The sequence below is a fragment of the Streptomyces sp. NPDC060184 genome, from assembly GCF_042728795.1.
Classification (GTDB): domain Bacteria; phylum Actinomycetota; class Actinomycetes; order Streptomycetales; family Streptomycetaceae; genus Streptomyces.
Map to the genome: position 1 here is coordinate 1 of NZ_JBHWYX010000044.1, position 11976 is coordinate 11976.

Here is an 11976-nt window from a genome sequence, read left to right on the forward strand (position 1 = left end):
GCCGTCAGCAGGGCGGCGGCGACGGGCGCCATCCAGCGTCGCGGGGTGTACGCCGTCAGGAGCAGCGCCGACGCCCCGTACGCCACCGCGGCGGTCGCCGTGTGGCCGGACGGGTAGTAGCCGGTGTAGGGAACCAGCGGCCCCTGGCGGTCGGTCCACACCTTCATCGGCACCACCACGAGCGGCACCGCCACCATGGTCAGCGCCGCGATCAGCACGGTGCCCCGGGCGCCGCGCCGCAGCGCGTACAGCAGCGCGACCGCGAGGACCGGCAGGGCGACCGGCATCCCGCCGAGATCGGAGAAGACCTGGGCGACCCCGGCGGGGCCGTGGCCGATGAGGTCCTTGCCGACGCGTTCGTCGAGCCGGAGCAACGGGCCGGCGGCCACCACCTGCCAGGTGGTCAGAGCGAAGAGGGCCGCCATCAGGCCGACCCAGGAGAAGAGGAGGGCCGGCCGCCGGGGAACAGGGGGGGTTGTTCCGGGACGGCCGGCCGGATCGGTCCGCCGCGCGCCCCGGGGGGTGTGGGGCGGGCGGCCGTCCGATCGGTGAGGAGTTCCGGAGCCGGAGGCTCCAGTGGTGCGCGCCAAGGCGCCACCGGACAGGTGCCGGGGAAGCTCCGGCCCGATGCTGTCCGCGGTTTCCCGTGGACGGGGTGTTTCTCTCATCTGCCGAAACCGTACGGCAGCGAGCGCCCCGGGGACAGACGCCACGTGATCCCGCCATCGCCCCCGCACACGTTCTTCACAGGCCCTCACTCCGATGCCGCGAATCCCCTGGAAGGGCCTCTTCGCAGGGGATTCGCGTTCGCACGGATCAGACAGTCGCGAAGGACTGTTCGATGATGTCGAGGCCCTCGTTCAGCAGGTCCTCGCCGATGACCAGCGGCGGCAGGAAGCGCAGCACGTTGCCGTAGGTGCCGCAGGTCAGCACCAGCAGGCCCTCGGCGTGGCAGGCCTTCGCCAGCTTGCCCGCGGCCTCGGCGTCCGGCTCCTTGGAACCGGACTTCACCAGCTCGATCGCGATCATGGCGCCGCGCCCGCGGATGTCCCCGATGATGTCGCCGTTCGGCAGCTTGTCCCGCATGGCGGAGAGGCGGTCCTTCATGACCTCCTCGATGCGCTTGGCCTTCCCGTTCAGGTCCAGCTCGCGCATCGTCTCGATCGCGCCGAGCGCACCGGCACACGCGACCGGGTTGCCGCCGTACGTTCCGCCGAGGCCGCCCGCGTGCGCCGCGTCCATGATCTCGGCGCGGCCCGTCACGGCGGACAGCGGCAGACCGCCCGCGATGCCCTTGGCGGTGGTGATCAGGTCCGGGACGATGCCCTCGTCCTCACAGGCGAACCACTGGCCGGTGCGGCAGAAGCCGGACTGGATCTCGTCGGCGACGAAGACGATCCCGTTGTCCTTGGCGAACTGCGCGATGGCCGGCAGGAAGCCCTTGGCCGGCTCGATGAAGCCGCCCTCGCCGAGCACCGGCTCGATGATGATCGCCGCGACGTTCTCCGCGCCGATCTGCTTGGTGATCTCGTCGATGGCCTGCGCGGACGCCTCGGCGCCGGCGTTCTCGGCGCCGGTCGGCCAGCGGTAGCCGTACGCCACCGGGACGCGGTAGACCTCGGGGGCGAACGGGCCGAAGCCCTGCTTGTACGGCATGTTCTTCGCCGTCAGCGCCATCGTGAGGTTCGTCCGGCCGTGGTAGCCGTGGTCGAAGACGACGACCGCGGTGCGCTTGGTGTAGGCGCGGGCGATCTTCACCGCGTTCTCGACGGCCTCGGCGCCCGAGTTGAAGAGCGCGGACTTCTTGGCGTGGTCGCCCGGGGTGAGCTCGGCGAGCTGCTCGCAGACCTCCACGTACCCCTCGTACGGCGTCACCATGAAGCAGGTGTGGGTGAAGTCGGCGAGCTGCGCGGAGGCGCGGCGCACGACGGCCTCGGCGGAGGCGCCCACCGACGTCACGGCGATGCCGGAGCCGAAGTCGATCAGACGGTTGCCGTCCACGTCCTCGATGATCCCGCCACCGGCGCGCGCGGTGAAGACGGGCAGCGTGGAGCCCACGCCTGCGGCGACCGCGGCGACGCGGCGGGCCTGCAGCTCCACCGACTTCGGGCCGGGGATCGCGGTGACGACGCGGCGCTCCTGCGGGATTGCGGACATGGATGGCTCCTGGGGGGTGGTGCGGACGGGGGGTGGTGCGCGCGGACGCGTCTCCTGTCTGCAGGCTAGGGGCGCGGCGGGGGACCGGTCATGCTCCGATCGGTAGTGGTGGAGGCGTGTCCTTGTCCGTGACGGACAGAACGAGGGCGGGGAGGAAGGGAAGGACAGGAGCCGCCGTCCGGTCTTCCGGCCCGACGCCCCGGCCGGCCCGCTCCGGGAAACCCGTACGGCGGTGCCCACCATCCGGGCGCCTTTGCTGAACTCCCCGCCCCCGCCCACTAGATTGGCCGGGGCAGCGGACGGACCTGGCTGGTCAGGGGGAACGGTTCATGGAGAACGACGGCACGTACGGTGCTCGGGACACGCGGTCGGGGCGGGTACCGCACCCCGTGGGGCCGCCCCCCGCCGCGCCGCCGCCCTCCGTCCCGCCCCGTCCCCGCACCGCACCCTCGGCGGTGCCGTCCCTCGACGCCTGGCTGAGCGCCCCGCGCCCGGCCGAGGAACCGGGCGTGTGGCGGTACGGCCACCGGCCCCCGCCGCCCGAGAAGTCCGAGGAGGCCGAGGGCCGCCAGCTGCTGACCGGCGCCCTGATCTCCGTACTCGCCGGGATCCTCGTCTGGTCGCTCTGGCGCAACGGCTACCTCCCGTACCGCCTGGTGCCCCTGCGGGTGTTCACCCCGGGCGACTGGTGGTACGCGGGCACCAACAGCCCCGCCACCATCGAGGGCCGCGACGCCATCAGCGTGTACGAGGGCATCCTCTTCGGCCTCCTCCTCTACGGCTGCGGCCGACTGGGCAACTGGTCCGAGGTCTTCCGCCGGTACGTCGCCGAGCGCGGGCAGCCGTTCCGGGCGGTGACCGCGCTGGGGCTCGCCGGGTTCGCGGAGCTCCTGGTGTGGAAGCAATCGGTGCCGGTGGCGAAGCCCGTACTCCTCGTCGTGGTCGCGGTCACCGACAGGGAGATCCTCGAAAGCCAGGCCACGACCTACTCCCTCTATACGGCCATCACCCTCGCCGTGCTCGCTCCCTTCGCCGTCCTCGGCGGGTGGCGCTCCCTGCTGACCGGCCGCGGGAAGTCCGCCGCCTCGGCGGACGGCGCGGCGGACGGACCCGGCGCGGTCGACCCCGAGCGGTCTTTGGCCCGCTGGCCCGAGCTCCGGGCGGCCGGGCAGACCGAGGCCGCCGAGACGCTCACCGCGGAGGTCCGCGCCGGGCGGATGAACGACGTGGACTGCGCCCGGCTCCGGCAGGCCTGGACCGTGGCACGGCAACGGCCCGAGGCCGTCCCCTCGTTCACCGAGTCCGTGCTGCGCCGGGGCGGCGCCGCCTTCCTGCACCCCTCCGGCCGCCGCGACCTGCCCGCCCGGACCGTCGCCCACGACCTGCTCACCGGCCAGGTGCGCATCGGCCGCTGCTCCGCCGACCCGCACAACCCGTACGTCCGGCGCGGCTCCGGCGTCGCACTGGAACCCGCCCTGCTCGGCACCTCGCTGCTGGCGGTCGGGCCGCCCGGCAGCGGCAAGTCGGCCCGGCTGGTACGGCCGGTCGTCGAATGCCTCGCCCTCCAGGCGCTCGCCGGGCGGGCCGCCGTCCTCGCCGTGGGCGGAGGTGGCACCGACCTCGGGCCGGACGACCTCTACGACGTCGTCGTGCGGATCGGCGGACAGGGCGCCACCCACGGCCTCGACCTGTACGGCGGCACCACCGACCCCGACGAGGCGGCGGCGGTGCTCGCCGAGGGGCTCGCCGGGGACGTGGAGAACATCGACGTGCGCCGCGCCGTCACGGTGCTGGCCCAGCTGCTCGGCCCGTACCGGGCGGTGCACGGAGCCTTCCCGTCCGTGCCGGAGCTGCGGGAACTCCTCGACGGCCACCCGGCCGCGCTCGCCGGGCTGCGGGAGGCCGCGGAAGCCGGCGGTCACCGCGCGATGCTCCGGGAGCTCGACGCCCGAGCCCGGCAGTCCGGCGGCCCCGGCGACCCCGGCCCGGTCCTGGCGGACCGGCTCGCCCTGCTCGACCGGCCCGCGCTCGCCGCCTCCTTCGCCACCGGCGCCGACGCCGCGCCGTTCTCCCTGCGGTCGATGGAGCAGCTGCCGCTGCGGGTCCGGATCGACCTGCCCGAACGCGCGCATGCCGAGGCGTCCCGGCTCCTCGCCCGGCTGGTGCTCGCCCAGTTCACCGCCGTCGCCGCCGCCCGCCCGGACCGCACGCTCTTCCTCGGTCTGGTCCTGGACGACGCGACGCGGGCCGTCACCGACGAGACGGTGCGCGGCATCCGCCGGCTCCGCTCGGTGAACGCGGGCGTGCTGCTCACCCTGCGGACCGTCGACGACGTACCCGAGCGGCTGCACACCGCGCTGCTGGGCGCGGTCGGGTGCAGCATGGCGTTCGCCGGGGTCACCACCTGGGACGGGAAGCGCTTCTCGGAGGCGTGGGGCAAGGAGTGGATGGAGACCCGTGAGGTCGCCCAGCACGCCGTCTTCGCCGACCAGAGCTTCACCCGCGCCCTGCACGCGCTGCGCAAGCTGGTGACCGGGAAGGCGGTGACCCGCGACGCGGTGACCGTGCGCCGGGTCGAGCGGGAGCGGTGGTCGGCCTCCGAGCTGGCGTACGCGGTGCCGGCCGGCCACGCGGTGGTCTCGCTGACGAACGTCGCGGGCGAGCACACCTCGCCGCTCCTGGTCGAGCTCGGCGGGTGAGCCGAGCGGGTGGGTGACCCGGGCGTGGGTGAGGCGGGGGTGGGGCGCCCGGGAACGGGTGGGGCGGGGTGGGCCGGGCGCCGCGAGCGGTTCGGCCGGGGCGGCGTGGCGATTGCTCCGCCCTGGCAGAATCGGAGGTGGCCGTTCGTACAGGACGGCGCAGTGCGGCACCGGCGACCCGAGCCGGTTTCCGACGGCCCGGCCCGACTCGACCCACTCGACCCCGAGGGTTTCGTTCCATGCCCCCCACGCTCGCTTCCCTCGTCCAGAACTCGGCCCTCAAACTCCGCGTCCGCGCGGCGGCGGACCGGCTCGACACCCCGGTGCGCTGGGCCCACGCCAGTGAGCTCGCCGACCCCGTGCCGTACATGGAGGGCGGCGAGCTGCTGCTCGTCACCGCCGCCAGCCTCGACGCCGGGAACCCGGAGGAGATGCGCCGCTACGTGCGGCGGCTGACCGCCGCCGGGGTCGCCGGACTCGGCTTCGCCGTGGGCGTCGTGCACGAGGAGGTCCCCGCGGCCCTCGTGGACGCGGCCGAAGAGGCGGGGATGCCGCTCCTGGAGGTGCCCCGGCCGACTCCGTTCATCGCCATCAGCAAGGCGGTCTCCGCCGCCATCGCGGCCGACCAGTACCGGGCGGTCACCGCCGGGTTCGAGGCGCAGCGGGAACTGACCAGGGCCGCGCTCACCTCCGAAGGGCCCGCCCCGCTGCTGACCCGGCTCGCCGCGCACGTCGACGGCTGGGCCGCCCTCTACGACACCTCCGGCGCGGTCGTCGCGGTGGCACCCGAGTGGGCCGCCCGCCGCGCCGCCCGGCTCACCCCCGACGCGGCCCGGCTCCGGGAGCGGCCCGCGCCGTCGAGCGCCGTCGTGGGCTCCGCCGAGGACCGGGTCGAACTCCAGACCCTGGGCACCGGCCGCCGGGCCCGGGGTGTCCTCGCCGTCGGTACGGGCGCCGCCCTGGGCACCGCCGAACGGTACGCCGTCAACTCGGCCGTCGCCCTGCTCACCCTGACCACGGCCCGCTCGCGCGCCCTGCACGGCGCCGAACAGCGTCTGGGCGCCGCGGTGCTGCGGATGCTGCTCTCCGGGGAGTCCGACCACGCGCGGGCCGTCGCGGGGGACCTCTGGGGCGCGCTGTTCGACGCCCCGTTCCGGCTGCTGATCGCGGAACCGGCGGCTCCGTCGGGGACGACCGGCACCGCGGTGGCGGAGGCTCTCGCCGAGGCCCTGGACACGGCGGCCACCCGGTCCGGCGAACCGCTCCTCGCGGTCCCCGAGGGGGAGCGCCTCGTGGTGCTGGCCGTGGACGGGGGCGCGGCGGTCGCCGCGTGCACCGCGTACGCGCAGGCGCAGGACGCTCGGCCGGCGCGGGACACGGGCGCGGAGGGGGCGCAGATCGTGGTGGGGCTCTCCGCCCCCGCCGGGCCGATAGCGGTGTCCGCCGCCTACAAGCAGGCCGAACAGGCGCTCTCGGTCGCCCGCCGCCGGGGCAGAGCCCTCGTGGAGCACGAGGAGCTGGCGGCCGGGTCGGTGCTGCCGCTCCTCGCGGACGACGCGGTGCGCGCCTTCGCGGACGGCATGCTCCGCGCCCTGCGCGAGCACGACGCCAAGGGCCGGGGCGACCTGGTGGCGTCGCTGCGCGCCTGGCTCTCCCGGCACGGCCAGTGGGACGCCGCCGCCGCCGACCTCGGGGTGCACCGGCACACCCTGCGGTACCGGATGCGGCGGGTGGAGGAGATCCTCGGGCGCTCGCTCGACGACCCGGACGCCCGGATGGAACTCTGGCTGGCCCTGAAGGCGACGTCCTCGCCGACGGCGGAGGAGTGAGGGGCGCGGCGGGGCGGCCCGGGTGCCCGGTCACCCCGCCTTCGACAATTCGGCGCCCCGTCCGTGCCGCCTGCTCCATCACGGACAAGCCTCGTGGGCCGGGCTCCGCCCTACGGTGGGGCGGGTGGTGTCCGGCGGTACCGCGACGACGGGCAGCCGCCCCACCATCCCGCACGTCACGCGACGGGCATCACACGCACCGCACGACTTCCGAAGGGCCGGACCTCCATGACTTCCACCCACGCCTTCTGGCTGGCCGGCCGTCAGGCCACCGGCGAGGACAGCTTCGCCGTCACCAACCCGTGGGACGGCCGGCTCGTCGGTACCGTCAGCGTGCCGACCGACGCGCAGATCGAGGAGGCCGTCGCCGCCGCGCACGCCGTCCGCGAGGAGTTCGCCGCGACCCCCGCGCACGTCCGGGTCGCCGCGCTCGACCACGTCGTACGCCGCCTCGTGGAGCGCACCGAGGAGATCGCCCTGCTGATCTCCGCCGAGAACGGCAAGCCGATCAAGTGGGCCCGCGGCGAGGTCGGCCGCGCCGTCTCCGTCTTCCGGTTCGCCGCCGAGGAGGCCCGCCGGTACAACGGCGGCGACTCCCAGCGCCTGGACACCGACGCGGGCGGCACCGGCCGCCTCGGCCTCACCCGCCGCTTCCCGCGCGGCACGGTCCTCGGTATCGCGCCGTTCAACTTCCCGCTCAACCTGAGCGCCCACAAGGTCGCCCCGGCCATCGCCGTCGGCGCCCCGATCATCCTCAAGCCCGCCCCGGCCACCCCGATCTCCTCGCTGATCCTCGGTGAGCTGCTGGCCGAGACCGACCTGCCGGCCGGTTCCTGGTCCGTGCTGACGGTCCCGAACGACCGGATGCCCGCCCTGGTCCAGGACGAGCGGCTGCCGGTGATCTCCTTCACCGGCTCCGGCCCGGTCGGCTACTCGATCATGGAGTCGGTGCCGCGCAAGCACTGCACCCTGGAGCTCGGCGGCAACGGCGCGGCCGTGGTCCTCGGCGACTACGCCTCCGAGGAGGACCTGGACTGGGCCGCGAGCCGCATCGCGACCTTCTCCAACTACCAGGGCGGCCAGTCCTGCATCTCGGTGCAGCGGGTCATCGTCGACGCCTCGCTCCACGACCGCCTCGTCCCGAAGATCGTCGCCGCCACCGAGGCCCTGGTCACCGGCGACCCCTCCGACGACGCCACCGACGTCGGCCCGCTCGTCAGCGAGGACGCGGCCAAGCGCGTCGAGTCCTGGGTCGACGAGGCCGTCGCCGCGGGCGCCCAGCTCCTCACCGGCGGCAAGCGCGACGGCGCCACCTACGCGCCGACCGTCCTCGCGGGCCTTCCGGACTCGGCCACCCTCGCCCGCGAGGAGGTCTTCGGGCCGGTCATGTCGATCCAGAAGGTGGACGGCGAGGCGGAGGCGTTCGCGGCCGTCAACTCCTCCAAGTACGGCCTCCAGGCAGGTGTCTTCACCCACGACCTGCAGACCGCCTTCCGCGCCCACCGCGCCCTGGAGGTCGGCGGCGTGATCATCGGCGACGTCCCCTCCTACCGCGCCGACCAGATGCCGTACGGCGGTGCCAAGCAGTCCGGCGTCGGCCGCGAGGGCGTCCGCTTCGCGATGGACGACTACACCTACGAGCGCGTCCTGGTCCTGACGGGCCTCGCCCTGTAGGCGGTCCACCCGCGCCTCACCACGGCCGGAGCCCCACTCCGCGGGGGCTCCGGCCGTGGTGTACGCGGCTCGGGGTGCCCGCCGCTGCGGTGGTGGCGATGGGACGAATCGGGTAGATACGGACGTGTGCCACCGGCCGCAACCCCGCGGGCGCGGAGCCGGTCACCCGCCGTCAGGCCGTCCCCCGATCCGCCCCGCGGAGAGGTGAACCCCCATGTCCGCACCGCAGGTCCCGCAGGACCTTCCCGAACGCCCCGAGGCGGCCAGAACCTCCGACGCCGCTCCCCGCACGCGCCCCCCGCAGGCGAGGGTGACCGAGCGCGAGGCGCGCCGGGTCGCCGAGGACGCGCGCGAGCAGGACTGGCACCGGCCCAGCTTCGCCAAGGAGCTCTTCCTCGGACGGCTCCGCCTCGACCTGATCCACCCGCACCCGCTGCCGGCGGGTGAGGACGTCCGGCGGGGCGAGGAGTTCCTCGCCCGGCTGCGCGCGTTCTGCGTCGCCCACGTCGACGGCGCCCTCATCGAACGCGAGGCGCGCATCCCCGACGAGGTGATCGCCGGACTGAAGAAGCTCGGCGCGCTCGGCATGAAGATCGACCCGAAGTACGGCGGCCTCGGCCTCACCCAGGTCTACTACAACCGGGCCCTCGCGCTGGCGGGCTCGGCCAGCCCCGCGATCGGCGCGCTGCTCTCGGCCCACCAGTCGATCGGCGTACCGCAGCCGCTGAAGATGTTCGGCACCCAGGAGCAGAAGGACACCTTCCTGCCCCGGCTCGCCCGTACCGACATCTCGGCGTTCCTGCTCACCGAGCCCGACGTCGGCTCCGACCCGGCCCGGCTCGCCACCACCGCCGTACCGGACGGCGACGACTACGTGCTGGACGGCGTGAAGCTCTGGACCACCAACGGGGTCGTCGCCGACCTGCTGGTCGTCATGGCCCGGGTGCCCGAGGGCCCGGACCACGCGGGCGGCATCACGGCGTTCGTGGTGGAGGCCGACTCGCCGGGCATCACCGTGGAGCACCGCAACGCGTTCATGGGGCTGCGGGGGATCGAGAACGGCGTCACCCGCTTCCACGGGGTGCGGGTGCCCGCCGCCCACCGCATCGGACCCGAGGGCGCCGGGCTCAAGATCGCGCTGACCACGCTCAACACCGGCCGGCTCTCGCTGCCGGCCATGTGCGTCGGGGTCGGCAAATGGTCGCTGAAGATCGCCCGCGAGTGGTCGGCCGTCCGCGAGCAGTGGGGCAGGCCCGTCGCCCGGCACGAGGCGGTCGGCGCGAAGATCTCCTTCATCGCCGCCACCACCTTCGCACTGGAGGCGGTGGTCGACCTCGCCTCCCAGATGGCCGACGAGGACCGCAACGACATCCGGATCGAGGCCGCGCTCGCCAAGCTGTACGGCTCCGAGATGGGCTGGCGGATCGCCGACGAACTGGTGCAGATCCGCGGCGGTCGCGGCTTCGAGACCGCCGACTCGCTCGCCGCCCGCGGCGAACGGGCCGTCCCCGCCGAGCAGATGCTCCGCGACATGCGGATCAACCGGATCTTCGAGGGATCGACCGAGATCATGCACCTGCTGATCGCCCGTGAGGCGGTCGACGCCCACCTCAAGGTGGCCGGCGACCTCATCGACCCGGAGAAGCCGCTCGCCGACAAGGCCAGGGCGGGCGCGTCGGCGGCCGGGTTCTACGCCCGCTGGCTGCCGAAGCTGGTCGCCGGACCCGGCCAGCTGCCCCGTTCGTACGCGGAGTTCCGGCCCGCCGGGCACCCCGACCTCTCCCACCACCTGCGGTACGCCGAACGCGCCGCCCGCCGGCTGGCCCGCTCCACCTTCTACGCGATGTCGCGCTGGCAGGGCCGGATGGAGACCAAGCAGGGGTTCCTGGGCCGGACCGTCGACATCGGCGCCGAACTCTTCGCGATGAGCGCCGCCTGCGTCCGCGCCGAGCTCCTGCGCGGCCGGGGCGAGCACGGCCGCGAGGCCTACCAGCTCGCCGACGCCTTCTGCCGGCAGGCCAGGCTCAGGACCGAGGAGCTCTTCGGGCGCCTCTGGGCCAACACCGACGACCTGGACCGGCGGGTGGTCGACCGGGTCCTCGCGGGCGCGTACACCTGGCTGGAGGAGGGGGTCATCGACCCCAGCGGGGACGGCCCGTGGATCGCGGACGCCACCCCCGGCCCGGCCCGGGGCGAGAACGCCCGCCGCCCGTACCGCTGATCCCGGCCGCCCGACGCCCTGCCGCCCCGGGTCCGGTGGCCCACCGGACCCGGGGCGCGTCCACCCGCTGGACGCGCCCCGCCCGCCGCGCGCGGACACGGCAAAATGACCCGCCGTGACCGTCATCCAGATTCCCGGCTCCAAGTCCGTCACCGCCCGCGCCCTGTTCCTCGCCGCGGCTGCGGACGGCACCACCGCCCTCCTCCACCCGCTCCGTTCGGACGACACCGAAGGGTTCGCCGAGGGCCTCACCCGCCTCGGCTACGCGGTCACGAAGGAGCAGGACCGCTGGCACGTCGAGGGCCGCCCGTCCGGCCCCGGCGTCACCGACGCCGACGTCTACTGCCGCGACGGCGCGACCACCGCCCGCTTCCTGCCCACCCTCGTCTCCGCCGCGCCCTCGGGCACGTACCGCTTCGACGCCTCCGCGCAGATGCGGCGCCGCCCGCTCGCCCCGCTCAGCCGGGCGCTGCGCACCCTCGGCGTCGACCTGCGCCACGACGAGGCGGACGGCCACCACCCGCTGCGGGTGCACGCCGCCGGCATCGAGGGCGGCCGGATCACCCTGGACGCGGGGGAGTCCTCGCAGTACCTCACCGCCCTGCTGATGCTCGGTCCGCTGACGGCCACCGGCCTGACGATCGACGTCACCGAGCTGGTCTCGGCGCCGTACATCGAGATCACGCTCGCGATGATGCGGGACTTCGGGGTCGACGTCGCCCGGGAGGGGAACACCTTCACCGTGCCGCCCGGCGGCTACCGCGCCACCACGTACGCCGTCGAGCCGGACGCCTCCACGGCCAGTTACTTCTTCGCCGCCGCCGCCCTCACCGGCGGCGAGGTCACCGTCCCCGGCCTCGGCACCGGCGCCCTCCAGGGCGACCTGCGCTTCGTCGACGTGCTGCGGCGGATGGGCGCCGACGTGACGATCACGGAGGGCGCCACCACGGTCCGCTCCGACGGCACCCTGCGCGGCGTCACCGTCAACATGCGCGACATCTCCGACACCATGCCGACGCTCGCCGCCCTCGCCCCGTACGCCGACGGGCCGGTCCGGATCGAGGACGTGGCCAACACCCGGGTCAAGGAGTGCGACCGGCTGGAGGCGTGCGCGGAGAACCTCCGCGCCATGGGCGTCACCGTGCACACCGGACCCGACTGGATCGAGATCCACCCCGGGACCCCGCGCCCCGTCGAGATCACCACCCACGGCGACCACCGCATCGTCATGTCCTTCGCCGTCGCCGCGCTGCGCAACCCCGGCACCACGTACGACGACCCGGGCTGCGTACGCAAGACCTTCCCGGACTTCCACCAGGTGTTCGCACAGTTCGCCAAGGGCCTGCCGGTCCTGGAGCGGTAGGCGGCAGGGCCGCCGGGAGGCCGGGGCCGGGAT

7 protein-coding genes are annotated in these 11976 nt (G+C 74.5%); 5 read left to right on the forward strand and 2 right to left on the reverse strand.

The annotated features are described in order from the left end of the window. Positions 1 to 425, reverse strand: a 425-nt coding sequence (locus ACFWEE_RS25505) for a phosphoesterase (protein ID WP_386892451.1), incomplete at its 3' end; no start/stop codon positions are given. 391 nt (positions 426 to 816) lie between these two features. Beyond that, complete coding sequence (gene gabT / locus ACFWEE_RS25510; protein ID WP_386892453.1) at positions 817 to 2157, reverse strand: 4-aminobutyrate--2-oxoglutarate transaminase; 1341 nt, start codon at positions 2155 to 2157, stop codon at positions 817 to 819. Between the two features lie 329 nt (positions 2158 to 2486). Between gabT and ACFWEE_RS25515 the strand changes: the two genes are divergently transcribed. The 5 genes from ACFWEE_RS25515 to aroA all read left to right on the forward strand — a co-directional run bounded on the left by ACFWEE_RS25515 (position 2487) and on the right by aroA (position 11943). After that, positions 2487 to 4856 (forward strand): ATP/GTP-binding protein, encoded by a 2370-nt coding sequence (locus ACFWEE_RS25515; RefSeq protein ID WP_386892455.1) that lies wholly within the window; start codon positions 2487 to 2489, stop codon positions 4854 to 4856. A gap of 239 nt (positions 4857 to 5095) precedes the next feature. After that, on the forward strand, positions 5096 to 6685 hold the full coding sequence (locus ACFWEE_RS25520; RefSeq protein WP_386892456.1) for a PucR family transcriptional regulator: 1590 nt from the start codon (positions 5096 to 5098) through the stop codon (positions 6683 to 6685). Positions 6686 to 6913: 228 nt separating this feature from the next. After that, the gene (locus ACFWEE_RS25525) at positions 6914 to 8359 is read left to right on the forward strand and encodes an aldehyde dehydrogenase family protein (protein ID WP_386892458.1); all 1446 of its coding nucleotides are present in this window, start codon (positions 6914 to 6916) and stop codon (positions 8357 to 8359) included. Positions 8360 to 8573: 214 nt separating this feature from the next. After that, complete coding sequence (locus ACFWEE_RS25530) at positions 8574 to 10580, forward strand: acyl-CoA dehydrogenase family protein (RefSeq protein WP_386892460.1); 2007 nt, start codon at positions 8574 to 8576, stop codon at positions 10578 to 10580. Positions 10581 to 10695: 115 nt separating this feature from the next. Next, positions 10696 to 11943 (forward strand): 3-phosphoshikimate 1-carboxyvinyltransferase, encoded by a 1248-nt coding sequence (gene aroA, locus ACFWEE_RS25535; protein ID WP_386892462.1) that lies wholly within the window; start codon positions 10696 to 10698, stop codon positions 11941 to 11943. Positions 11944 to 11976 lie beyond the last annotated feature (33 nt).

Coding starts and splice junctions, on each gene's coding strand:
- ACFWEE_RS25530 (WP_386892460.1), top strand. CDS start 8,574: ATGTCCGCACCGCAGGTCCCGCAGGACCTTCCCGAACGCCCCGAGGCG.
- ACFWEE_RS25515 (WP_386892455.1), top strand. CDS start 2,487: ATGGAGAACGACGGCACGTACGGTGCTCGGGACACGCGGTCGGGGCGG.
- ACFWEE_RS25520 (WP_386892456.1), top strand. CDS start 5,096: ATGCCCCCCACGCTCGCTTCCCTCGTCCAGAACTCGGCCCTCAAACTC.
- gabT (WP_386892453.1), bottom strand. CDS start 2,157: ATGTCCGCAATCCCGCAGGAGCGCCGCGTCGTCACCGCGATCCCCGGC.
- ACFWEE_RS25525 (WP_386892458.1), top strand. CDS start 6,914: ATGACTTCCACCCACGCCTTCTGGCTGGCCGGCCGTCAGGCCACCGGC.